Annotated in this window: 25 protein-coding genes; 8 read left to right on the top strand and 17 right to left on the bottom strand. The window is 63.0% G+C overall.

The window, feature by feature from the left end:
- Positions 1-29 precede the first annotated feature (29 nt).
- Genes V6M63_RS03285 through V6M63_RS03275 form a run of 3 tightly spaced genes read right to left on the bottom strand, consistent with a single transcriptional unit; the run spans position 30 to position 2056 of the window.
- Positions 30-674, bottom strand: coding sequence for a DUF938 domain-containing protein (locus tag V6M63_RS03285; protein WP_332739432.1), 645 nt, complete (start codon positions 672-674; stop codon positions 30-32).
- Positions 675-710: 36 nt separating this feature from the next.
- Positions 711-1067 carry a Pepco domain-containing protein gene (locus tag V6M63_RS03280; protein WP_332739430.1) on the bottom strand — a complete coding sequence of 119 codons (357 nt, stop codon included), beginning with the start codon at positions 1065-1067 and terminating at the stop codon, positions 711-713.
- A gap of 14 nt (positions 1068-1081) precedes the next feature.
- Entirely contained in the window at positions 1082-2056 is a 975-nt protein-coding gene (locus tag V6M63_RS03275; RefSeq protein WP_332739428.1) for a hypothetical protein, read from the bottom strand.
- 111 nt (positions 2057-2167) lie between these two features.
- Here V6M63_RS03275 and V6M63_RS03270 point away from each other — a divergent pair, with 111 nt between their 5' ends.
- On the top strand, positions 2168-2845 hold the full coding sequence (locus V6M63_RS03270; protein ID WP_332739426.1) for an SOS response-associated peptidase: 678 nt from the start codon (positions 2168-2170) through the stop codon (positions 2843-2845).
- Between the two features lie 15 nt (positions 2846-2860).
- Here the strand turns inward: V6M63_RS03270 and V6M63_RS03265 are convergent, their stop codons facing one another.
- Together V6M63_RS03265 and V6M63_RS03260 are read right to left on the bottom strand one after the other, a co-directional pair.
- Positions 2861-3253: a hypothetical protein gene (locus V6M63_RS03265; protein ID WP_332739424.1), complete on the bottom strand. Its 393-nt coding sequence runs from the start codon at positions 3251-3253 to the stop codon at positions 2861-2863.
- A gap of 159 nt (positions 3254-3412) precedes the next feature.
- Complete coding sequence (locus V6M63_RS03260; protein WP_332739422.1) at positions 3413-4642, bottom strand: diguanylate cyclase domain-containing protein; 1230 nt, start codon at positions 4640-4642, stop codon at positions 3413-3415.
- A 128-nt stretch (positions 4643-4770) separates the two neighbouring features.
- Here V6M63_RS03260 and V6M63_RS03255 point away from each other — a divergent pair, with 128 nt between their 5' ends.
- From V6M63_RS03255 to pcp, 4 genes are read left to right on the top strand one after another with little or no spacing between them, the layout of a single operon-like run.
- On the top strand, positions 4771-5565 hold the full coding sequence (locus tag V6M63_RS03255; RefSeq protein ID WP_332739420.1) for a tRNA-uridine aminocarboxypropyltransferase: 795 nt from the start codon (positions 4771-4773) through the stop codon (positions 5563-5565).
- Positions 5566-5602: 37 nt separating this feature from the next.
- Positions 5603-6472 (top strand): DUF3014 domain-containing protein, encoded by an 870-nt coding sequence (locus V6M63_RS03250; protein WP_332739418.1) that lies wholly within the window; start codon positions 5603-5605, stop codon positions 6470-6472.
- A 20-nt stretch (positions 6473-6492) separates the two neighbouring features.
- Positions 6493-7041 (top strand): rRNA large subunit pseudouridine synthase E, encoded by a 549-nt coding sequence (locus V6M63_RS03245; RefSeq protein ID WP_332739416.1) that lies wholly within the window; start codon positions 6493-6495, stop codon positions 7039-7041.
- An 8-nt stretch (positions 7042-7049) separates the two neighbouring features.
- On the top strand, positions 7050-7691 hold the full coding sequence (pcp, locus tag V6M63_RS03240; RefSeq protein ID WP_332739414.1) for a pyroglutamyl-peptidase I: 642 nt from the start codon (positions 7050-7052) through the stop codon (positions 7689-7691).
- Here pcp and V6M63_RS03235 read toward each other — a convergent pair whose 3' ends face one another.
- The 3 genes from V6M63_RS03235 to V6M63_RS03225 all read right to left on the bottom strand — a co-directional run bounded on the left by V6M63_RS03235 (position 7692) and on the right by V6M63_RS03225 (position 10034).
- A complete protein-coding gene (locus tag V6M63_RS03235) occupies positions 7692-8015 on the bottom strand; it encodes a hypothetical protein (protein ID WP_332739412.1) in 324 nt (107 codons plus the stop codon).
- Positions 8016-8109: 94 nt separating this feature from the next.
- Entirely contained in the window at positions 8110-8859 is a 750-nt protein-coding gene (locus V6M63_RS03230) for a PEP-CTERM sorting domain-containing protein (RefSeq protein WP_332739410.1), read from the bottom strand.
- A gap of 254 nt (positions 8860-9113) precedes the next feature.
- A complete protein-coding gene (locus tag V6M63_RS03225; RefSeq protein WP_332739408.1) occupies positions 9114-10034 on the bottom strand; it encodes a LysR family transcriptional regulator in 921 nt (306 codons plus the stop codon).
- Between the two features lie 125 nt (positions 10035-10159).
- On the opposite strand from V6M63_RS03225, the gene V6M63_RS03220 reads away from it, so the two are divergent.
- Complete coding sequence (locus V6M63_RS03220) at positions 10160-10567, top strand: RidA family protein (protein ID WP_332739406.1); 408 nt, start codon at positions 10160-10162, stop codon at positions 10565-10567.
- 25 nt (positions 10568-10592) lie between these two features.
- On the opposite strand, the gene V6M63_RS03215 is transcribed toward V6M63_RS03220, so the two are convergent.
- On the bottom strand, positions 10593-11303 hold the full coding sequence (locus tag V6M63_RS03215) for a nucleotidyl transferase AbiEii/AbiGii toxin family protein (RefSeq protein ID WP_332739404.1): 711 nt from the start codon (positions 11301-11303) through the stop codon (positions 10593-10595).
- A complete protein-coding gene (locus V6M63_RS03210; RefSeq protein ID WP_332739402.1) occupies positions 11296-11811 on the bottom strand; it encodes a helix-turn-helix domain-containing protein in 516 nt (171 codons plus the stop codon). Before V6M63_RS03210 ends, V6M63_RS03215 begins: the two co-directional genes overlap by 8 nt.
- Before the next feature lie 225 nt (positions 11812-12036).
- Between V6M63_RS03210 and V6M63_RS03205 the strand changes: the two genes are divergently transcribed.
- Positions 12037-12465 carry a hypothetical protein gene (locus tag V6M63_RS03205; protein ID WP_332739400.1) on the top strand — a complete coding sequence of 143 codons (429 nt, stop codon included), beginning with the start codon at positions 12037-12039 and terminating at the stop codon, positions 12463-12465.
- Between the two features lie 107 nt (positions 12466-12572).
- Here V6M63_RS03205 and V6M63_RS03200 read toward each other — a convergent pair whose 3' ends face one another.
- From V6M63_RS03200 to V6M63_RS03175, 6 genes are all read right to left on the bottom strand, one after another.
- Positions 12573-13289, bottom strand: a complete 717-nt coding sequence (locus V6M63_RS03200) for a hypothetical protein (RefSeq protein WP_332739398.1) — start codon at positions 13287-13289, stop codon at positions 12573-12575.
- A 29-nt stretch (positions 13290-13318) separates the two neighbouring features.
- A complete protein-coding gene (locus tag V6M63_RS03195; protein WP_332739396.1) occupies positions 13319-13726 on the bottom strand; it encodes a phage holin family protein in 408 nt (135 codons plus the stop codon).
- Positions 13727-13748: 22 nt separating this feature from the next.
- Positions 13749-14636: a restriction endonuclease gene (locus V6M63_RS03190; RefSeq protein ID WP_332739394.1), complete on the bottom strand. Its 888-nt coding sequence runs from the start codon at positions 14634-14636 to the stop codon at positions 13749-13751.
- A gap of 55 nt (positions 14637-14691) precedes the next feature.
- Positions 14692-15369 carry a phospholipase D family protein gene (locus tag V6M63_RS03185; protein WP_332739392.1) on the bottom strand — a complete coding sequence of 226 codons (678 nt, stop codon included), beginning with the start codon at positions 15367-15369 and terminating at the stop codon, positions 14692-14694.
- Between the two features lie 174 nt (positions 15370-15543).
- Entirely contained in the window at positions 15544-17181 is a 1638-nt protein-coding gene (locus V6M63_RS03180) for a P-loop ATPase, Sll1717 family (protein WP_332739390.1), read from the bottom strand.
- Between the two features lie 28 nt (positions 17182-17209).
- Positions 17210-19051 carry a glutamine--tRNA ligase/YqeY domain fusion protein gene (locus tag V6M63_RS03175; RefSeq protein WP_332739388.1) on the bottom strand — a complete coding sequence of 614 codons (1842 nt, stop codon included), beginning with the start codon at positions 19049-19051 and terminating at the stop codon, positions 17210-17212.
- Positions 19052-19181: 130 nt separating this feature from the next.
- On the opposite strand from V6M63_RS03175, the gene V6M63_RS03170 reads away from it, so the two are divergent.
- A complete protein-coding gene (locus V6M63_RS03170; RefSeq protein WP_332739386.1) occupies positions 19182-20429 on the top strand; it encodes a DUF2157 domain-containing protein in 1248 nt (415 codons plus the stop codon).
- A gap of 34 nt (positions 20430-20463) precedes the next feature.
- On the opposite strand, the gene V6M63_RS03165 is transcribed toward V6M63_RS03170, so the two are convergent.
- Positions 20464-21084 (bottom strand): DUF924 family protein, encoded by a 621-nt coding sequence (locus V6M63_RS03165; protein WP_332739384.1) that lies wholly within the window; start codon positions 21082-21084, stop codon positions 20464-20466.
- Positions 21085-21119: the final 35 nt, after the last annotated feature.

Here is a 21119-nt window from a genome sequence, read left to right as displayed (position 1 = left end):
TCGGGAGTGCATGAGGAGGGGGATGGAGCTCAGGCCTGGGTCGTTGGTTCCCGGCCCCACACCAGCAACAGGTTGTTGGCCGGCATGGCGTGGCGCTCGCGCAGGTGCAGGCCGACCTTGCGGGCCTGCTGTTCCACCTGGGCGAGGTGACGCAAGCCCCAGTCCGGGTGTGTGTTGCGCAGGCTCTCGTCAAACGCCCGGTTGCCCGGCGAGGTGGGCACGCCGTCTTCGAGGTAGGGGCCGTAGGTGATGAGCACACCGCCGGGCGCGAGCACCCTTGCCGCGCCCCGCATGAGCCCGGCACACGCGGCCCAGGGGGCGATGTGCAGCATGTTGGCGCAGTAGACGGCGTCAAAGGTCTCGCCAAACGCCTCACCGAACAGGTCACCTTCGTCGGGCCATTGTTCGGACATCACGTCCAGCCGCATCGGCGGCAGCACATTGCGCGCGCCCGACTGGTCTGTCCAGGCGGCGATGGTGACCATCGCGCTGGCTTGCAGGTCGGTGGGCTGCCACTGCCATCCAGGCAAACCGGCGGCAAACCAGATGGCGTGCTGGCCGGTGCCGGATGCGATCTCCAGTGCCACGCCACGCTCGGGGAGCACCCGCTGCAGGGTTTCCAGGATGGGCTGCTTGTTGCGGTCGGCGGCGGGGCTGGCAGGCAGGGCGGTCATGGGTGCATTGTGGGACAGTGCCGGCGCCTGCCTGCCTCAGACCGCGGGAGGCTTGCGCTTGAGGGTGAGTTTCACGCTGGCTTCGGCGCCGGCCTCGGCAATGAACAGCAACTCGCCCTTCGCGCTCAGGGTGAGCCCGATTTCGATGCCGTCCAGTGACCATTCGCTCTGAGCGCCGGTCATGGACGAGGTCAGCGCAAGCATGTCGTCGATGGTCTTCTTCCACTGCTTTTTCATGGCTTCGCCGTCCACCACCTTGACGGCACCGCCGCTGAAGAACCCCTTCAGCGAGTGGGTCTCCACCACGTCGTCGTCGATGTCCAGGTCCCCCGGATCGAATTCGGTGGGCACGAACAACTGCACTTCCCAACTGGGAGATTTTTTGCTGGCCATGTGGGCACTCCTGTTTAGATGAAGGGATCGACCTTGAGCACGTGCACCGCCTGTTCGAGGTTCTGCACCAACCCGACCACACCACCAGACACCTGGCTGGTGTTCATGCTGCCCAGGTAAAGACCCAGACCCTGCCGGTTCAGGTCACTCACCAGCGCGCCCGAATCGCCTGGCACGCAGGGCAGATCCAGAAACGACAGCACGGGGAACGCGCCGGTGCGCACCACGCCCAGGGTGTCCATGGTGCGGATCACACGGCGCTGCTGAGACGTCTTCTGGCTCTCCACCCAGACCCGAAAACCCGCGGCCGGGCACGGCAAGGGTGCCACCGGCAGAGGGCTGGTCGGCCCGCTGGGTGGCGTGGTCAGCACAAAGGCGGCATCGATCGGCGGGTAGCGGGCTCGCCCCAACTGGCCTTGTTGTCCGAGCGACATCGCGACCGCGCCCCCACGCCCCACATGCCGCACGGCGTGGCCCGCGGTGAGCACGCCCCAGAGTGCTGTCTTCCGGCTGCGCGCCCAACAGGCCGTTGTTGCACCCACCGGGTGCGCCAGTGCATGCAGCTCCGTGCGGGCCGAACCCAGGCCCACGGGGAATGTCTGTTCAAGCCGGGGGAAAAACGCGTCGCCCACCAGCTCGAAGGGCCGATCGATCGGCAACTGCGACGTCAGCACCAGACCAAAGCCGGGGGCCTCGTGCTCGGGGTCCATGAGGCCGATGGCGCAGCGCTCGAAAGGGTTGTTGAGCGCGGTGCTCAGGCCCCACGACGCCATGCCGCTGGTGCGCGGGCGGAACACCCATTGACCCAGACGCATCTCGCTGAACAGGGTGTGGGTCCAGCGCCGGGAGCGGCGAAGGAGGTCTTCATCGTCCAGCCCGGACGATTCATTCTCCTGGGCGATGGCAAGCTCAACCTCGGGTGGCACCAGCAAGGCGGGCGGGCCGTAGAGCGGCAGGGTTTCGCTCAGGTAGCCGTCCGAATAGTTCATGCAGCGCCTCCTGTTTTCACCGAGGTGCAGGAGCGTGCGCGAAAAGGGCCCTGTTGGCAAGTGGCCGTCATCCGGGCCGGCTTCGCGGCGCCCATCAGCTAGCATGGCCCGATGAGCACCCAATTCGAGAGTCTTCAGCAGGCCAGCCTGTACCCCGACGCCTTCAACGTGCCGGCCCCGGACACGCCGGTGGGGCGCGATGTGTGGCCGCGCAAGCCGGGCGTGTTCGTGCGGCTGGTGGCCACCGAGCCCTTGGCCGAGGGCGCCGAGCCCGACAAGCCCACATTCGAGCTCGCCACGGGCCAGTTCGGCCTGGTGCCCACCTGGGTCAAGTCGGCATCGGACGCCAAGCTGCGATCGACCAAACTGGTCAACGCGCGCTGCGAGATCGTGACCACCTCCAACAACTTTCGCGAGGCCTGGCTGGGCGCGCGGCGCTGCATCGTGCCCATGCTGTCGTTTCAGGAAGACGACCTGCGCAGTGGCAAGCCCGTGCCCACGCGCATCACCCGGGTGGATGGCAAGCCCATGGGGGTGGCGGGTTTGTGGGAAAGCTGGAAGGGGGCCGGAGATGAAGTCATCGTGAGCTTCTGCCTGCTCACGGTGAACGCCAACAGCCATGCGCTGATGCACCGCTATGGGCAACCCGGCAGCGAAAAGCGCATGCCGGTGATCTTGAACGAGGGCGCCTACAGCGCCTGGCTGACCGCGCCCCACCCGGAGAAAGCGCGCGAGTTCATGCGGGCCTATTCGGCCGCTTTGCTCACGGCGAACCCGGTGCAGAAGTAAAAAGCCGTCGAGCGCTCATTCAGCGCTCATGGCTCGCGGACGCTTCCGGCGCGCGGCAGGCAGCTTGGCGTTGGTTTTGGGCAGGTTGAGCACCGGTGGCATGGGTTCGAGAAACCGCGAATGCTGGCGCAGCAGCATGGCGGCCTCGAAGCGGGTGCGCCGCTTGATCACGAGGTGCAGCAACAAGAGGGCCACACCCACCGCCAGCGCCATCCAGGCCGGCGCCAGCAGGGCCCGCGACGCAACCTTGAACGTCGCCTGGTCGCCCATCGCCAACGACAGCATCCACAGGCCGCAGCCCGCCACCAGGGAGCTCACCCCGTTGACCAGCAACGGGTCGTGCTTGCGTCGCGCGGGTTTGCGCGGCGAGGCTGGCGCCCTGCGCGAGGAATCTTGTTCTTTTGACATGCCTCGACATGGTGCCTTGGCGCAGAGATGAACGGTGCCACTGACCGACGAAGCAGGCCTGTCACCGGCTGGCCGTGCGGCCCGCCGGGAGCGAGGAAACGCTTTGACTTAAGCCGCCCCCGGCACTGAGGACTTACGGGTGATGCCGCGGTGTGGCCATCACACCAACTCCCCCGGCGCGGTGTCGATCTCGTGCTGTGAAATCGGGCGTGAATCGCGCGCTTCGCCCACTTCGGCCAGCGCGCGGCGTTCGGCCTGGTTGATCACCTCCATCGGCGAGGAGCCTTCGGGTTCGAGTGTGATCACGCCCATGCCCATCTGGGGCGTGAAGGGCTGGTAGATGTGCTTCGCATCCATCACGGACAGGGGCAGCGCCACGGTGGAGCGCAGGCGGGTGAGGGCCTCAAAAGTTGCCTTGTTGAGCTTGTCGCTGGCGAGCACCACGACAAAGCAGCGCGGGTGGTAGAGCCCCACCACGCACCGAAAACCCGCGGCGCGGCGCACCCGGGCCGCCAGCGTCGTGAGGATCTGGTGCTCCGTGCCTTGTCCGGGTGCGTCGGTCAGTTCGTAGAGGTTGCTCACATGCAGGCACACCACGGTGCAGACGCCGCCGCGCCGCGCCGTGCGCCAGAAGACGTGTTCGACCTCGGTCAGCAGCGCGGCCCCCGTGGGCAGGCCCGTGGCGGGCTCGGCGGCTTTGTCCAGCCGCGAGAGGCGCGCCAGTTCGCGGTTGTACCGGTTTCGCAAAAGGCCCAGCGCCGAAGCAATCAGGAAGTAGGCCAGGGTGAAGACCGCGGTGGCCAGCCAGGTGCCCAGACCCAACCCCGGCACGCTCAGGCCCCGCGCATAGAGCCCCACCGTGGCGGCCGCCAGGCACACCATGCCCACGCCCATCCAGCGCGCCAGCGGGTCACCCAGCTTGGCCGCGCGAATGACCGCGAGCAGCCCCAGCAGCACCGGCACCAGGTTGACGGTGGCCGTCAGCATGAGCAGCGGGGGGAAATCCATGGGGTCCACCTGCGAGGACACCGCAGCCAGGGCCAGTGCCACCAGAAGGACGGCCGTGCCGCCCAGCGCGGTGAGGTTGTGCACCAGCGCGTCTTCGCGCACACCACCCAGCCAGTTGCCCAGAAAGTACAGCGCCATGGCGCCCGCCAGCGGCCCCAGGCTCGCCTTGAGCACCATCATCAAGCGCTCGGGAAGCTCCGGAAAAAAGACCTCGGGCAACCCCGTCATGACCACACAGCTGGCGCCCGTGATCAGCACGAAGAGCAGGTTGCGTACCGAGCCCGTGGAACGGCTGGCCAACGCGTCGCCCAGCGCCACGGCCGACAACGTCAACAAGCCTCCCAGCATGGCCGACCACACAGCAATTTCAAATACAGGCATGCGGCGCATTGTGGTGGGCCGGAGGCAAACGCCCTGAGACAAATGTCACGCTGTAAACATTACAGAGGCGTTTTCAGCCCTGCTTGTGTCCCAGAAGCGTCTTGAGCATTGCGCCTACAGTCCTTCCCATGACATTTTTAGTGGCCCCACCGCCAGAAACCCGCCCCAGCCACGCCGTTTTCAGCCTGCGAGCCCGGCGCCTGGCCGCGAGCGCCAAACCCTTTGTGGCCCGGGGCTCGGGTGGCGGGCGTTGTGCGGGTTGCCGCCTCGTTGCCAGCCATTGCCTGTGTGCCCTGCGCCCACGGGTCACCACGCGCGCCGGGGTGTGCCTGGTCATGGGCGACATCGAGGCGCTGAAACCCAGCAACACCGGCTGGCTGGTGGCTGACGTGGTGGCCGACACCTGGGCCTTTGGCTGGTCCCGCACCGCGGTGGAACCCGGCCTGCTCGCCCTGCTGGCCGATCCGCAGTGGCAGCCCTACCTGGTGTTTCCGGGCGAGTTCGTGCAGCCCGAGCGGGTGGTGACCGATCTGAGCGCTTCAATGGGAGCCGGGGAGAAGCAGGGTGGCCGCAAACCGCTGTTCGTGCTGCTCGACGGCACCTGGTCCGAAGCCCGCAAGATGTTCCGCAAGAGCCCTTATCTGGACCACCTGCCGGTGCTCAGTCTGCACCCCGATCAGGTGTCCAACTACCGGCTGCGCCGCTCAGCGCGCGAGAGCCACTTTTGCACCTCGGAAGTGGCGGCGCTGTGCCTGGCGCTGGCCGGCGAAACGCTCGCCGCCCAGAGCCTGGCCGCCTGGCTCGACGTGTTCACCACGCATTACCTCAGCGCCAAACGCAGCGTGGTGCTCGACCGCGAGAGCGAGGCCCACCAGCGGCTGCAGGCGCTGACCCTGGCTTGGCTCAAAAAAACAGCGGTGTAGGATGGGAAGCCTCCCAACCCACCCCAGGCGACGAGGCATGTACCGACCCACTCCCCGCACTTCCCGACGACCCGCGCTCATCACCTCCGCGGTCGTGTTTGTTGTGGTGCTCGTTGGCGGCTACTACGGCTGGCAGCACTTCAAACCTCGGCCGGCACCCGAGCCTGTCATCGAACCCGTGGCCCCGGCGCCGGCGGGAACGCCCGTGCCGCTGGAGCCCGCGACCCCGGCCATCCAGCACCCCATCGATCCTCCGGCCCCCGAGGCCGCTGGCGGGCCCACACCGTTGCCCACGCTGGCCGAGTCCGATCAACAAGTGGGTGAACTGCTGACCGATCTGCTCACGCGCCAGAACGTGCTGGCCTTCCTGCAGCTCGACGGCTTTGTGCGGCGGGCGGTGGCCACGGTGGACAACCTGGCGCGCGAGCAGGCACCCACCCTGGTCTGGCCCGTCAAGCCCACGCCCGAGCGCTTCACCGTGCTGCGCGGCAACGACGGCGTTGAAAGCATCCACCCCGACAACCAGCGCCGCTACGCGCCACTCGTGCTGATGATCGACTCGGTCGACACCGCTCAGGCCGTCGCGCTGTACCGCCGGCTTTACCCCCTGTTTCAGCAAGCCTATGAAGAGTTGGGTTTTCCGGGGCGCTACTTCAACGACCGCCTGGTCCAGGTGCTGGACCACCTGATCGCCACCCCGGTGCCGACCGCTCCGCTGGCCGTCACGCTGGTGGAGGTGAAGGGTGAGGTGACCTCCACGCGGCCCTGGGTGCGGTATGAGTTTTCCGACCCGGCGCTGGAGTCGCTCTCGGCCGGGCGAAAGATGCTGCTGCGCGTTGGGCCGGAGCACCAGCAACGCCTGCAGGCCAAGCTGCGCGACATCCGCCAGCGTGTCGCCAAGCCCTGAGCGGCGACGCTCCTCTGCCCATGGTTGTCGCGCCCGCTGCCCGCTTGATCTGCTTCAACAAGCCCTATGGCGTGTTGAGCCAGTTCACGCCCGAAGGCCGCTGGCGCGGGCTCAAGGATTTCATCGACATCCCGGGCGTGTACGTGGCCGGCCGACTCGACGCCGACAGCGAAGGCCTGCTGCTCCTGACCAACGACGGCCAACTGCAGGCCCGCATCAGCGACCCGCGCCACAAGATGGAAAAAACCTACTGGGTGCAGGTGGAAGGCGTGCCCGACGAGGCCGCTCTGGCGGCGCTGCGCCAGGGTGTGCAACTCAACGACGGCCCCACCCGTCCGGCGCGCGCGCGCCGCATGCCCGAGCCCGCACCGCTCTGGGAGCGCGACCCACCCGTGCGCGTTCGCCAGTCCATCCCCACCAGCTGGCTGGAGCTGGTGATCTCTGAAGGGCGCAACCGCCAGGTGCGCCGCATGACCGCTGCCGTAGGCCACCCCACGCTGCGCCTCATTCGCGCCGCCATCGGGCCACACGCCCTGCAAGACCTGGCGCCTGGCGCGCTGCGGGGCTGACCAGCTCCATGCCCAACAAGATACTGCTCACCGGTTTTGACGCCTTCGGCGGCGCAACGCTGAACCCGAGCTGGCTGGCCGTGAAAGCGCTGCACGGCCGGCAGGTGCTCGGGCACACGGTGGTGGCCGCGCAACTGCCCACCGTGTTCGACGCTTCGCTGAAAGAACTGAATGCGCTGCTGAAAAAACACCGGCCCGCGCTGGTGGTGTGCGTGGGCCAGGCCGGTGGGCGCAGCGCGCTGTCGCTGGAGCGTGTGGCCATCAACGTGAACGACGCGCCCATCGAAGACAACGCGGGTGCGCAGCCCGTGGACACGGCGGTGAAGCAGGGCGCACCCACGGCGTACTTCACGAGCCTGCCCATCAAGGCCATGCTGGCCGAGTTGCATGCCGAAGGCGTGGCGGCCGAGGTGTCGCAAACCGCCGGCACCTTCGTCTGCAACCACGTGTTCTATGGGTTGATGCACGCGCTGGCCACGCGACGCGAACTCAAGCACACGCGTGGTGGATTCGTTCACGTGCCGTGGCTGCCGGAGCAGGGCAACCCGAGCATGCCGCTGGAGGAGATCGTGCGCGGGCTGCGGCTGGCGGTGCGCCGCGCGATGTTGGTCGAGCAAGACACAGCGCTTGGCGCTGGCGCCACCAACTGATCAGGCTTGCCAGACCCCGAAGCCGGCCGAGCGCAGGTCGATGCCGACTTCAATCTCCTTGTCCACCGCGTCCGCGTATTTCATCGGGTTGAAACCCTCGTACAGATCGGGCAGCAGGCGCAGCCCGTACTTCATCACATACGCGTTCGACTGGATGCCCGCCTTGTGCTTGTCGAACCGCACGTCCGGGTCCAGCCCGGTCATGCCCACATACACGCACGGCTTGCCATCGATGTAGCCCGGGTTGTTCTTGCGAAACCTCGGCTCGAGCAGCACGTCTCTGGACAGCTCGATCACGTAGACGTGGTGGTGGGGGCGGGGCATGGTGGATGAGAGTTTGCCTCCGAATCACCAGCGCCCCGAAGCCACGGTTTGCGCACCGTCTGATGGCGGCGCAGCGGTCAGCGGTCCGACGACCTCAGCGGGTTGACAACTTCTTGCGAGTGAAGGCCAGGCCAGCCAGGCTCAACGCAAGCAATGCCAATGAACCCGGTTCAGGAACTGAATTTTCGTTCGGATCCCTGAGTGTGGTGACGCTGACTTTCAGGTTGTCCATGGCCCAGGATTCGTCGTTCAGATCCTGGTTGCCTTCCCCGAAAATGAAGAATTCAATGACTGCGGTCGAACCTGTGTGCGCGAAGTTGGCAAACAAGGGATCAGCCCCCAGGTTGTAGGCGCTGTCTGTGTAGAAGCTGCCTGGACCGGTAAAACCAAGATCAAGGTGCCGTGCGAGTTCTACGCCAACCGGCGGGATATAGCTCTGGATCTGCCCCGGTGTTGCATTGGCAAATGATTCACTGAAGAGCGTCACGCCATCAAAAACGATCTTGAAAAAATCACCTGCTGGAAATGCGCCTGTGCCGTCCAGCGAGTCAATCGCTGCAAACAAAAACTCCAGACTGATGGTGTCGTGTGTTGGCAGTCCGCTCAAGCTCAATGTCACTGTATTGGCGGTGGGGCTGCGCAGGAAATTTCCTCCAAACTGGTTGCCAACTGGCCCAAGTCCGGCGAATCCCTGCACCCCGGTCAAGGTGGCCAGCCCGGGCGAAATTTCCGAAGGCAGCGGCGCATTGAAATCGCTTTGAAATACAACGGTTGGTGCCGCCATTGCCACGGCTGAGCTGATCGTCAGCATCGTCGCCGCAGCGAATTTCGAAAACTTGAACATGGCGGTCCCCAGAAACAGCATTGGTTGAACCCGTCCTGAAAAAGGACAGTACGAAGGACGGGTTGCCAAAGGATTTCCTCAGACGGATCCGCACTTGGCAATATGGTCAGCAATATTCAAGCCAAAGAATTCCATCCGGGAAATATCAAGGTTTTTCATGGACTTAACAGCAATTGGAAAGTGGTGACTCATAGTTTTTGGCAAACCACTGTCCCGATTTGTAAAGGATCTCGACAGCAACAGTTTGCTTCGCATCACAGCGGGAGCACCACCGGCGCATGCACAGCCATCAACGCCACCACCCAGTCGATGAACGCCCGCAGCTTCGCGCTCACGTGTCGGTTCGGCGGGAACGCCACGTACATCGGCATCGAATCGCAATGCCAGCCGTCGAATAGCGGCACCAGTTCGCCGCGCGCTGCATGGTCCTGGGCCATGTAGTGCGGCAGCCATAGCACGCCCATGCCGGCGAGCCCCGCAGCCAGGTAGGCGTTGCCGTCGTCAACGGCCACCGCATAGCGCCCCTGCACCTCGATGCGTTCACCCTCGCGCTCCATGCCCAGAGGCGCCACCGTGCCACTGCGCGCGCGCAGATAACCCACGGTGCGGTGGTGCGTGTCTTCCAGCTCGCGGGGGTGCAGTGGTGTGCCCGCGAGCGCCAGGTAGCTGGGGGCCGCGTACACGCCGAGCTGCAGGTTGCCCACGCGGCGCGCGATCAACGACGGATCGGTGACCTCACCGCCGCGCAGCACGCAGTCCACGTTGTCGCCGATCAGGTCCACCATGCGGTCGCTCACGCCCATGTGGAGCTGGATCTCGGGGTAGCGCGCGTGAAAGGTCGGCAGGGCAGGCATCAGGATCATGCGGGCCAGCGGGCTGGGCACGTCCACACGCAAGCGCCCGCGGGGCGAGGCCGATGCGCTGGACAGGCTGGTGTCGGCGTCTTCCAGATCGGCCAGCAGGCGCACCACGCGCTCGTAGTAGGCGGCGCCATCGGCGGTCACCTTCACCTGCCGTGTGGTGCGGTTCAACAGCTTCACACGCAGCCGCGCCTCCAGCTGCTGCACCAGCTGCGTCACCGTGGTCTTGCTCATGTGCAGCGTTTGCGCCGCCTTGGTGAAGCTGCCGGCTTCCACCACGCGGGCAAAGGCCTGCATCGCATCGAAACGGTCCATGGCGGCTCCTCACACCTCGTTTGATTGTTTGGGAATCTCAAACAGTCATTGTGCGACTTGCCCGTTTATCCGCAGGCCGTGAATGCCTAGAGTCCATCCATCCCCACCAAACAAAGAGGTATTCCATGTCTGCACGTGATGTTGTCTTTCCCGCCGGACGCCAGGCGCTCTATGAAAAGAACCACTACTCGCCAGCGATCCGGTCCAACGGTTTTCTGTTCGTCTCGGGGCAGGTGGGCAGCCGCCCCGATGGCTCACCCGAGGCCGATCTGAAAGGCCAGGTCCGCCTTGCATTCGACAACCTCAACGCGATCCTCTCGGCCGCTGGCTGCACGTTCAAGGACGTGGTCGACGTGACCGTCTTCATCGTCGATCCGGAGTCGAACTTCGAAACCATCTGGGAGGTGTTTGGCGAACACTGGGGCGAAGCCCCGTACCCCACGCTCACCGGTGTTGGGGTGACGTGGCTTTACGGGTTTCAGTTCGAGATCAAGGTGATTGCGAAGCTGCCTGAGGCCAACGCCGCCGGGTGATCTGCCCAGGCGCAAGGCAAGCAGCTCAAACCGGCTTCAACAACCTGCGCAGCGCGCGAATCTTTTGCCAGAGGACCGCCTTGGGCAGCGTCATGGCCATGGCCTGCATGCATCGCTCCAGCCAGCCCTGGCGCTCTTGCAGGCGGTCAATGGCTTTGGCCAGATCGCGCGCCACGGCGGGGCCGTAGGCTTGCTCGGCCTTGGCCAGCGCCATGCGCAGCAGGGGCAAGCGCAAGCCCATCATCGCCAGATCGATCACGTCGCGGCTGAACACGCCGTCGTCCGCCTGCCGGTCTGAATTGGCCAACAGTTTGGACGTTGCGAGATCGAGCGGCGTGAGCGTGCCGATGCCACACACCACATCGTCCTTGGTCGGCGCTTCCAGCGTGATGCGTGCCTCGCGCACGATTTCAAACTTGATGGCCTGGCCGTCCATTTGCACCACCGTGCGCAGACCGTACTGATCGGCGCGCACCTCGCGCAGTATCTCCAGCGGCTGAGCGCCAGGCCTGACCAGGGCGTTGAGCCCACCGGGGCCTGTGAGCAACTGACGCAGTTCCCGGTAGCCCGCAGCGTCGGACACCAGAAAGTCGATGTCCACCGATTCGCGGTACTCGCCATGGCGCAGGGCGATGCAGGTACCGCCTCCAAACAAACAGCCGTGCTGCCGCAGCGCATCGCCGTCCAGCGCGGCCAGCACATGCGCGATGCGCTGGTGGTGAGGGCGTTCAAACATCGGGCGTGCCCACCACCGCCGCGCCACCACCCAGACCCGTGCGCAGCGCCTTCAACAGCGCCCGCTCGGCGGGCGACATGGCAGCGGTGTCCAGATGGCGCGCGTTGCGTTCGTAAATGCCCAAGGCCTCCAGGGGCGAAAGCGTGTCGATACCGTGCACCTGCCAGGCCAGGGCCTTCAGTTGCGGGTAGTCCGCCAGGCGCACGTGCACCGGAATCCACTCGGCCAGATCCGCCGGGCTCGCGCGAGCGCCATCGGTTTCGGCGTCTTCGGCATTGCGGGCCAGCAGCGCCATGCCCAGCGCCGCCATGGCATTGGCCCATGCGCCGCCTGCCACCGAAGGCTCGCCTTTCTCGATGCGGTGCAGCGTCACCCGCGACATGCCCGCCGCCTCCGCCGCCACCGTGCTGCTGACACGCAGTGCCTTGCGCCGCGCGCGAAGCTGCGCGCCCAGGGCTTGCAACTGGGCTGTGCTTTGATGAAGCGGAGCAGGTGGTTTGGACGGCATTTGTTGCTCATTCTGATCAAAATGGCCATTTTGTCAAGTTTGAGAAACAAAACATATGACGAAACATGCGTGCACCTTTGAGGGGGCACTCGCTTCATCGATTCGATTTGAAAAGATCGCCCTGAAGGTCTATGGTGAAAGCGCTTGGCGACCTAGCGCCGTCCAGGCACCCAGCCTGCGGGTTGTCGTCAGGCTCTCTTATTTGTCTTCTGAAAGGAGAACAACATGAGACTGCTGGACAAGTTTTTCGGCCACAAAGTTGAGTATCCGCCGCTGCCGATGGACAGCGACGCGATCAGCAAGCTCGATGACATCAAAACACCGCTGGAGGAGCTGGCGCACCAGGTGTCTGACCACCTGCAGGTGGTGCCGGCAGAGCACGAAGCCTTCGTCTTCCTCGGCAAGCCACCCCAGAACTTTGGCATTGCCTGGATTCATGACGGCAAGGTCTCCAGCCTCAATGACATGGCCAAGGAGCACCACCTATCGGACGTCCAGGTCGGGGAGTTGATCTTCCGGCTCGGCGAGGCCTATCAGCATGCCAGCGAATCGCCGCGCTACTCGGCAAAGTTCGGCGGCAAGGAAATGGTGGTCATACCGTCAGAGGGGCTGGAGCAGGAAGTGCACCAGATCATGGCGAACACGCTGCACTGAGAGCGGCGGCATCAACAGCCTCCGCCAACACATACGGCATCAGTTGCCGCGGTCCTGCCAGTAGCCAGGCTTGCGGTGCTGATGCGCTATGGCCAGGATCGAGGCCGTCAGAGGTCCGTGGCAGCCAGCGCTGCAGCGACCTCGCTCTCGATGGCGGCCTGCATCACCCTCATCACCTCGCGGTGAGTCGCTTCATCCAGGTTGTCTTCCAGCTTGTAAGCCCAGGGCTTGCCCTCTGGGCGGGAAACCCCCCTGCCCATACCCACCGACGGGTACCTACCCAGAAAGATTTCCTTGCGTGCCGTGATGCCCGCCACCTGCAGCCCCGCCATGGCCCCGGCGGATCGCACGTCACCCAGGCCGGCTCGCAGGCCCATCACCAGACCAAAGATGCCTCTTTCCGCGTCGAAGTTTTCGCCTACCACGATCACCGCGTCCACCCCATTCGACTTGGCCAGCTCGACGATCTCGGTGTCAATGCGCTCAATGTTTTGTGACATCACCATGCTGCGGCCATTCAGCCTCTTGGCCATGGGCGCAACGTCGACCTCGATCTGCTTCACCTCGTACTTGCCCGACTGGCGCAGGAAACGTTCTGCGCTGGAGCGAGCGGCCGCGTTGAACACATCGCCTGCCGGCACAGACTTGTACTCGTTGTTGAAAACCGTGATGCCGATCTTGCGGTACTTCACCTCTTGGGGCAGCAGGGAAACAATGCCGATCTTCTTGATGCTGCTGGCCTGTTCCGCTGTCAGTTTGGGTGCGGCGCATGCGCTCAGCAGCAGTGCCGCCAGCAGAACCGTGAAAACGCGAATGAATGGCATGTGTGAACTCGTCTTGGTTGATAAAGGGCTCAAAGCCACACCCGCCCCGGCGCCGGGTTGGTCTCAATGGTGTACTCGGGCGTGCCGCCCAGCACGAAGGCGCCGAGCACCAGGCTCAGCAGCGAGATGAACAGGCTGGCCCAGAACGCCGTCCAGAACCCGTCGACCTTGAATCCTTCGACCAGCTTGGCCACCAGCAACAGCATCAGCGCGTTGATCACCAGCAGGAACAGGCCAAAGCTCAGCAGCGTCAAGGGCAGCGTGAGCACCACCAGCAGCGGCCTCACGATCGCATTGGCCAGGCCCAGCAGCAGGGCCGAGATCACCAGCGCCGAGGTGCTGCCGAACCGGATGCCCTTGAACAGATGGCTCGCCACCCACAGGGCGAAGGCGGTGATGGCCCAGTGGAGGAGGAAGGGGGTCAGGTTGGCGAGCATGTTGGGGCTTGATGTGATGGGTTCAGTTAGCTGTCTTCATGGGGAGTGTGCACTTGCAGCGGGGATAGTTCATGCAACCCCAGAACCGGGAACCGTTGTTCCTGGCTTCGCGCTCCACCATCTTCACGCCGCAGTTGACGCACGTGGGCTTCCAGTACTCACCTTCGTACGCCACTTCCAGCAGACGGGCCTGCTGCTCTGGTGAGCGCTGGGCAATCAACCTGAGCAGATCGTTGCCGTTCTGCGCGGTGATGCCGTTGGCCTTGGCGAAGGCCATCGCATCGGCCGTGTAGCGCGACGAGGTGGCGAAGTTGCCGCGCTTGATGCCATGCGACGCCATCACACCCAGGAATTCGCGCAGTTCCTTCACCGTGACCGGATTGCCTTGCCAGTGCTTGCACTGCACCACCGACACCGAGTCATTTGGATTCTTCGAATACAGCCAGATGTCCACCCCGCCGTCCGCTCCATGCAACTGCGACTGCGTTTCATAGCCTTCTTGCGCAAACAGGGCTTCCACGACCGCCTCGAAGCGCCGCCACTCGATGGCAGCGAAGACATTGGAACTCCAGCGAACCTCCTTGAACGGCCCCGTCTGCGCGTTTGCTTCGGTGTACTGCGGATCACGCCGATCGTCGAAGGTGCTGCGTGCCGAGTCAGCGTTGGAGGACAAGGCAGCCAGCGCCCGAAAGACGAAGTGCAGGCCCAGCAAGCCCACACCGATAGTCAACGGAAGCCAGAGAACGGAGCGCAGACCGGTCCCCGCAACTGCCAGGTCAGGGCGTCCTCGCATGAACTCGCTGACCACCCAAAGTACGCCTGTCAAAACCAGGACACGAAAGATCCTTTCCGGGAACGTGTCGCTGGACTTCTGTCGAAGTCCTTGGCGTCGATTGCCACGGTAGGCCATCGCTATTTCCCGCTGTACCCGCCGTAGTCAGCTACCGAAAGCGCGCGGCGTGCGCTCAGACCGGATGAAAGTCCTGCGGCCAGAGAAAGTAAGGCCCGAACCGGGACTTGGCCACAAACTCCACACCTGCCTTTTCGCCCTTGACGGTCAGCAGATGTTTGTCGCCGTCCACCGTCAGAAAGCCTTGCTCGGCGGCGCGGTCCATGAACTGAGCCGTCTTCATGCCCAGCTTGGCCGCGATCTTGGACGAGGCCAGCTTGTCGCCGACCGATTCTGAATCGGCGCCCTGGCCGGTCTCGGCGGCAGAAGCCTCGGGCTCGTTTGACACGCGCTCCAGCGATATGCGCACTTCCTCGCTGATGCGGATGATGCGTTGGGCTTCTTCGTAGGCGTCTTTGTAGAGCTGGCTGTCTTCTCCGCGCTGGATCAGGATGCCCATCTCGTTGTTGTTCACCTGGCTGAACTCGTAGAGGTTCAGGCTGGTGATGATGCACATCTCTTCGTTCATGTAGCACTTGGCGTGCAGGTTCTTGCAGAAGCTGGTGCGGATATAGGTCAGGCCGCGCAGCCATTCGATTTCCTGTGGCTGCAATTCACTCTTGCCGTAGACGATGCGCACGTCGATCTTCAAGCGATTCTTGTCCGCCAAAAGCTCCTTCATGCGGTCGTTGAGCTTGAGGAAGGGGCTGATCAGGATCAGGCGGTCGGACGCGCCTTTGATCAACTCTTCCAAGTGGTAATTAGTGCCGGTAGTTGTTAAAAATTTGGCCATTCTTTATGCTCCCGTGAAAAGCGATTCTTTGATTGCACTAATTCAAGCTTTGCCTCAAATGTCGGCTCGCTAACAGATCTGCGCCGCTTTGATGATGCTGTGGCTCTTACGCGATCGTAACGAAGTACCGTTCAGCTAGTTTGGCCGAGCTCCAACAGCCCGCCAAAAAGTAGGATGCAATTTAATGATGGATGACGGTTTCATTGAGCCCTCTCCTGGATTGTGATCGGAGTAATAAGACCAATATTCGGGACTGCTTGGATCAGGCTTTATGCCCACAGCTCCGACTGAATACAAGCTGTCGAAAAGAATTAGTAGAAACTTGAAATGACTTGGTTTTCCGTCATTTAGGTGGGCGCGAGCGGCGATGATGACGGGGTCTGTTAAATCATCATTCCGCAATAGCCGATCAAATAGCCACTCACGTATGCTTTCTTCACTGAATTCGCTAATACGCTGTTGAATAGGACGTCTCGAGAAAATATGAATATAATCCGCTACGTGTGGATAAATACCAGACCATTCTTCTTGTAAGGAATCGATTCTTTTCTGAGAGTAAGACCCCTCGGCATCGTGAACAATTTGAACTGAAATCTGCCCGCGATCGACTGCGCGTGCGATACATTCATTGATAAAGAGGATCGCATCTCGAGGTCTCAAAAAGGTTCTTTGCATCAAATAATCGGCGAAAGTACTATGCCCGATTTTTTTGGGAAACAGCTCATCTAGGGGAACGGGCCGAGATGTGTATCTTTGTTTGACGAGAAACTCAACTCGCTTGTTGAGTAGCTCAATAAGCTTTGGTGGCCTCCAAGTAAGCTTTAAATAAAGAGACTCGTACTTCTCGGATTGAAAACCAGAATCCCTTGTGGCTGAAATAACGCGCTGAAGCAAGTCGAGCCGCAAGGAGACGATTATCTTAACGTTTCGAATTTGCCTAAATGTCTTTACAGTCTCAATCAATGCACGAATTAACTTCAGCTTAAGTGGGTCTTCTACCCATTTTGTATCAAGGTCGTCAATTATTATGTAATGCGCCTCTTGGTCATCACTAAAAACTTCATCGGCCAACAATTTGATTACGTCGGCTAGTGCCTTTACTTGGACTTGGCTCACCACTCTCGATCCTCGGCTAATTACTTCTTGTCGTTCTTCGGAAGTTAGCTTTTGGGATGCTCCGGCCTCGAGCTTTGCCCCCAGACCGTTCGCGCCTAGCGAGGCACGCAAGTCATTTTCAATTTTTCCTGTGATTTCTTTGACTCTGTACTCAGTTTCATTCCAAAAGTTTTCACCCCATTGGCGCAAGTAATTGACGGCCTGTTCTTTGGTCTTATCTCGTTGGAAAATATTCGCCAATGAGCCAAGGAATGTCTTTTGCGATACCTCGTTTGTAATTTTATATTTGTACTTTACAAGCTCAACAGCAAGCACATGGCGCCACAAAAGTTGATAGAAAAGATCAAGATTCGCTCCGGCACTTTCAAAAAATCTCACAACCTCTGAGTTTGAGAGATAGCTTAGTGCAAGTTGCTCCGGCACTAGTGAAATTACGTTATCTTCGCGTGACTCAAGCATTCGAAGCAATGCGCTTTTGCCTGCTCCTGTTCTTCCGACAATGATTCTTTGAGGCGCTGCGCAGTCTGCTAGCAAATCAAGGTCTCCGTTATCGACGAAGCAGTCGAACAAGAATCTGTCATCAGCTTCAGCGGCAGCCTCCCCCACTCGATCATTGTTTTTGAAACGAAAGATTGATCCGACTTCCTTTTTGTCCATCTGCAATCCCTGGTATAAAAATTGAGCCTTATTTCCCCCAGCTATCCTTCAATCCCGTTACCCGATTGAAAACCGGCTTCCCCGCCGCATGATCCACCCGATCCGCCACAAAGTACCCAAACCTCTCAAACTGGAATTTCTCATCCGGTTTCGCCGCAGCCAGTGAAGGCTCCACATAAGCCGTCACCACCTTCAAGCTGTCCGGGTTCAACGCTTCGATGAAGTCCTTGCCGCCAGCGTCTGGCTGGGGGTCGCTGAACAGGCGGTCGTACAGGCGCACTTCGGCAGGCACGCCGTCGGCCACGCTCACCCAGGTGATGGCGGCTTTGGCTTTCACGCTGTCGGCGCCGGGGGTGCCGCTCTTGGTGCCGGGGATCACCTTGGCGTGCACGGCGGTCACGGTGCCGCTCGCGTCTTTTTCGCAGCCGGTGCACTCGATCACGTAGCCGCCTTTGAGGCGCACCACGTTGCCTGGGAACAGGCGCTTGTAGCCCTTGGGCGGCACTTCTTCAAAGTCTTCGCGTTCGATCCACACCTGGTTGCCGATCTTGAACACGCGCTCGGGCGGCGGGGTCTGGCCCTCGGGCACGGCGTGGTGGGGCAGGGCGGGCTGGGTGCAGTCTTCGGTGTAGTCGTCGCTGCCAAAGGCCTCGGCCCAGTTGGTGAGCACCAACTTGACGGGGTCGAGCACGGCCATGCCGCGGTGGGCCTTGTTTTCCAGGTCTTCGCGCAGGCAGCCCTCCAACGTGCTGTAGTCGATCCAGCTGTCGCTCTTGGTCACGCCGATGCGGTCGGCAAACATCTGGATGCTCTCGGGCGTGTAGCCGCGCCGGCGCAGGCCGACGATGGTTGGCATGCGCGGGTCGTCCCAGCCGCTCACCTTGTGGTCGTACACCAGCTGCGCGAGCTTGCGTTTGCTGGTGATCACATAGGTGAGGTTGAGCCGCGCAAATTCGTACTGCCTTGGCGGCGGGCTTTGCAGCAGGCCGCCTTCGGTCAGGCGCTCCAGCAGCCAGTCGTAGAACGGGCGCTGGTCTTCAAATTCCAGCGTGCACAGGCTGTGGGTGATCTGCTCCAGCGCGTCCTCAATGGGGTGCGCGAACGTGTACATGGGGTAGATGCACCACTGGTCGCCGGTGTGGTGGTGCGTGGCGCGGCGGATGCGGTAGATGGCGGGGTCGCGCAGGTTGATGTTGGGCGAGGCCATGTCGATCTTGGCGCGCAGCACCATGCTGCCGTCTTCGTGCTGGCCGTCGCGCATTTCTCTGAACCGCGCCAGGTTCTCGGCGGGGGTGCGGCTTCTGAACGGGCTGTCGATGCCGGGTTTGCCGAAGTCGCCGCGCGCGGCGCGCATCTGTTCCCCGGTCTGCTCGTCCACATACGCGTGGCCGGCTTCCACCAGGTATTCGGCGGCGCGGTACATGAAATCAAAGTAGTCGCTGGCCTGGAAGAGGTGGCTTTGGCCGTTGGCTTCCCAGTTGTAGCCGAGCCACTGCACGGCATCGAGGATGCTGTTGACGTACTCGGTGTCTTCTTTCTCGGGGTTGGTGTCGTCAAAGCGCATGTGGCACACGCCGCCGTAGTCGCGCGCCAGGCCGAAGTTGAGGCAGATGCTCTTGGCGTGGCCAATGTGCAGGTAGCCGTTGGGCTCGGGCGGGAAGCGGGTGCGGATCTTGGCGGGGTCGGGCTGGCCGGCGGCGTGGTGCGCGGCGTCGCCCGGGGTGCCGGCCCAGCGGCGGCTTTGGTAGGTGCCTTTGTCCAGATCGTTTTCGATGATCTGTCGCAGGAAGTTGCTGACCTTGTGTTCGCCCTCTGCGGGGGCGTTTGCGGCGGGGCTGGATGGCTTGCTGGGGGGGGTGTTGGAGCTCATCAAGGCATTCTAGGGGCGCGGTGCGTTTCTCCTCGGTGCAAGCGGTCTGTGGCACGGGCTGAATGGTCGCAGCGCACAGCTTGCGCACGCGGCTTTCCGTTATCGTTGCTGCGGAGTCGAGGAAACCCCCATGGGTACACAACGCATGCACAACGAAAACCCTGAAACCATCCCCACAGACGAGCCCAGCACCTGGGAGATCACCCAAGCCGAAGACGTGTTTTTGCCCTCGGTGCGCGTGCGCCTGGGCTGGGCCGACATTGAAGCGGCCGTGGAGCGCGGCGCCATCGTGCCGAGCGAGGCGCATGCCCTCTGGGCTTCGTGGGCGTCACCGGGGAGCGACCAGCGCGTGACCGCGGCCGAGCTGGCGCCGCCGGCCGCACAGCCCTTGCCCTCGGGCGTGCCCATGGCGCCCATGCCGCGCGTGGCGCCGGGGCCGAGCTTCTCGTTCACCAACACGCTGTATTACTTCGGCGGCATGTTGGCCATCGGCGCCATGACGCTGTTCATGACGCTGGGCTGGGAGCTGTTTGGCGCCTGGGGTGTGTTTGCATTGGCCATGGGCTACATGGCGGGCGCGCTGCTGGTGGCGCGCAACCTCATGGTGCAGCGCCTGCGCACGCCAGCCGGTGTGCTGGCCACGCTGGCGGTGTGCCTGGTGCCGTTGGCGGTGTGGGCGCTGCAGAGCGGCCTGGGTTTCTGGCCCGAGGGCAGCCATGACAGCTACCGCGATTACCACCGCTACATCGACTGGCGCTGGCTCACGCTGGAGCTGGCCACGCTGGCAGCGGCCGTGGTCATGCTGCGGCGCTTCCGCTTGCCGTTCATGGTGATGCCGGTGGCGGTGACCATCTGGTACCTCAGCATGGACGTGGCGCACATGCTCATGCAAAAGGAAGGCTTCGACTGGGCGTTCACGCGCGACGTGTCGCTTGTGTTCGGCCTGGCCACCTGCGCCATCGCGGTGTGGGTCGATCTGCGCACGCGCGCTTCCACGCACCCGCTGAACCGGCAAGACTTCGCGTTCTGGCTCTACCTCTTCGGCGCCATCATGTTCTGGTGTGGCCTGAGCCTGCGAGACAGCGAGTCGGAGGTCAACAAGTTCATCTACGCGCTCATCAACGTGGGCCTGGTGTTCCTGGGCGCGGCCATCGGGCGGCGCGTGTTCACGGTGCTCGGTGCCATTGGCGTGGCGAGCTACCTGGGCTATCTGTCGTACCGCGTGTTTGAAGACAGCCTGCTGTTCCCGTTTGCACTCACGCTGCTGGGCTTGGGCGTGGTGGCGCTGGGCATCTGGTGGCAGCGGCGCGAGGCACAGATCCACGCGCGGCTGGCCGGCTGGCTGCCCGCGGCGTTGAAGCCACTGACAGCGGGCTGACCGTTCCGCGCTGGGCCAATACAACTCCCGGCCACTACTGGCCGAAGCGCGGACCGTCTTTCAGGAACTCGTCTTCCTCCGGCGTGCCGGTGCGCCCGAGCACGGCGTTGCGGTAGGGGAAACGCCCATATTTCGCCACGATGTCGCGGTGCACCACGGCAAAGCGCAGGTTGTTGGCGAGCGTCTCGCGCAGCGGCTCCGGGCTGGTGTCCACCAGCCGCTGGAAGCGCGCCACACACTCCTCTTGCAGTTCCAGGTTTTCAGCGTGCATGAGCGGCATGTAGAGAAACACGCAACCCGCTGGCGTGAGCGTGGTGTCCATGCCCTCGGCGAGCGAGCGGCGGCTCAGGCGCTGGGCTCGGGCATCCCCATCGAAGGCGCGGCGCTGGCCGCGGTGCACGTTGCGCGAGAGCTGGTCGAGCAGCACGATGAGCGCCAGGCGCGCGTGGGGCTCGGCCTCCCACTCGGTGAGGCCGCCGTCCAGCGCGGTGTCCACCAGTGCACCAAAGCGCTGGCGGATGGCGTCGTCCTGCGCCGGGCCGCCGCCAAACCAGCGTTCGTTGCGGTCTTGCGAGGGCCAGTCGAGTTGCAGGCCGTCGCCGAACCAGAAATCGAGCACATCGAGGGCGGCGGTGGGGATGGTTGGGGTGTTCATGGGGGTTACGTCTGGCTACGACTTTGACGGGGCAT

The organism is Hydrogenophaga sp., assembly GCF_036675665.1.
GTDB lineage: Bacteria > Pseudomonadota > Gammaproteobacteria > Burkholderiales > Burkholderiaceae_C > Hydrogenophaga.
Note: the sequence above shows the minus strand (reverse complement) of the source record. Positions and strands in the feature narration are given on the sequence as shown.

What these genes read in the sequence shown, in the direction of transcription:
- V6M63_RS03285 (WP_332739432.1), bottom strand. Translation starts at nt 674, where the DNA reads ATGACCGCCCTGCCTGCCAGCCCCGCCGCCGACCGCAACAAGCAGCCC.
- V6M63_RS03280 (WP_332739430.1), bottom strand. Translation starts at nt 1,067, where the DNA reads ATGGCCAGCAAAAAATCTCCCAGTTGGGAAGTGCAGTTGTTCGTGCCC.
- V6M63_RS03275 (WP_332739428.1), bottom strand. Translation starts at nt 2,056, where the DNA reads ATGAACTATTCGGACGGCTACCTGAGCGAAACCCTGCCGCTCTACGGC.
- V6M63_RS03270 (WP_332739426.1), top strand. Translation starts at nt 2,168, where the DNA reads ATGAGCACCCAATTCGAGAGTCTTCAGCAGGCCAGCCTGTACCCCGAC.
- V6M63_RS03265 (WP_332739424.1), bottom strand. Translation starts at nt 3,253, where the DNA reads ATGTCAAAAGAACAAGATTCCTCGCGCAGGGCGCCAGCCTCGCCGCGC.
- V6M63_RS03260 (WP_332739422.1), bottom strand. Translation starts at nt 4,642, where the DNA reads ATGCCTGTATTTGAAATTGCTGTGTGGTCGGCCATGCTGGGAGGCTTG.
- V6M63_RS03255 (WP_332739420.1), top strand. Translation starts at nt 4,771, where the DNA reads ATGACATTTTTAGTGGCCCCACCGCCAGAAACCCGCCCCAGCCACGCC.
- V6M63_RS03250 (WP_332739418.1), top strand. Translation starts at nt 5,603, where the DNA reads ATGTACCGACCCACTCCCCGCACTTCCCGACGACCCGCGCTCATCACC.
- V6M63_RS03245 (WP_332739416.1), top strand. Translation starts at nt 6,493, where the DNA reads ATGGTTGTCGCGCCCGCTGCCCGCTTGATCTGCTTCAACAAGCCCTAT.
- pcp (WP_332739414.1), top strand. Translation starts at nt 7,050, where the DNA reads ATGCCCAACAAGATACTGCTCACCGGTTTTGACGCCTTCGGCGGCGCA.
- V6M63_RS03235 (WP_332739412.1), bottom strand. Translation starts at nt 8,015, where the DNA reads ATGCCCCGCCCCCACCACCACGTCTACGTGATCGAGCTGTCCAGAGAC.
- V6M63_RS03230 (WP_332739410.1), bottom strand. Translation starts at nt 8,859, where the DNA reads ATGTTCAAGTTTTCGAAATTCGCTGCGGCGACGATGCTGACGATCAGC.
- V6M63_RS03225 (WP_332739408.1), bottom strand. Translation starts at nt 10,034, where the DNA reads ATGGACCGTTTCGATGCGATGCAGGCCTTTGCCCGCGTGGTGGAAGCC.
- V6M63_RS03220 (WP_332739406.1), top strand. Translation starts at nt 10,160, where the DNA reads ATGTCTGCACGTGATGTTGTCTTTCCCGCCGGACGCCAGGCGCTCTAT.
- V6M63_RS03215 (WP_332739404.1), bottom strand. Translation starts at nt 11,303, where the DNA reads ATGTTTGAACGCCCTCACCACCAGCGCATCGCGCATGTGCTGGCCGCG.
- V6M63_RS03210 (WP_332739402.1), bottom strand. Translation starts at nt 11,811, where the DNA reads ATGCCGTCCAAACCACCTGCTCCGCTTCATCAAAGCACAGCCCAGTTG.
- V6M63_RS03205 (WP_332739400.1), top strand. Translation starts at nt 12,037, where the DNA reads ATGAGACTGCTGGACAAGTTTTTCGGCCACAAAGTTGAGTATCCGCCG.
- V6M63_RS03200 (WP_332739398.1), bottom strand. Translation starts at nt 13,289, where the DNA reads ATGCCATTCATTCGCGTTTTCACGGTTCTGCTGGCGGCACTGCTGCTG.
- V6M63_RS03195 (WP_332739396.1), bottom strand. Translation starts at nt 13,726, where the DNA reads ATGCTCGCCAACCTGACCCCCTTCCTCCTCCACTGGGCCATCACCGCC.
- V6M63_RS03190 (WP_332739394.1), bottom strand. Translation starts at nt 14,636, where the DNA reads ATGGCCTACCGTGGCAATCGACGCCAAGGACTTCGACAGAAGTCCAGC.
- V6M63_RS03180 (WP_332739390.1), bottom strand. Translation starts at nt 17,181, where the DNA reads ATGGACAAAAAGGAAGTCGGATCAATCTTTCGTTTCAAAAACAATGAT.
- V6M63_RS03175 (WP_332739388.1), bottom strand. Translation starts at nt 19,051, where the DNA reads ATGAGCTCCAACACCCCCCCCAGCAAGCCATCCAGCCCCGCCGCAAAC.
- V6M63_RS03170 (WP_332739386.1), top strand. Translation starts at nt 19,182, where the DNA reads ATGGGTACACAACGCATGCACAACGAAAACCCTGAAACCATCCCCACA.
- V6M63_RS03165 (WP_332739384.1), bottom strand. Translation starts at nt 21,084, where the DNA reads ATGAACACCCCAACCATCCCCACCGCCGCCCTCGATGTGCTCGATTTC.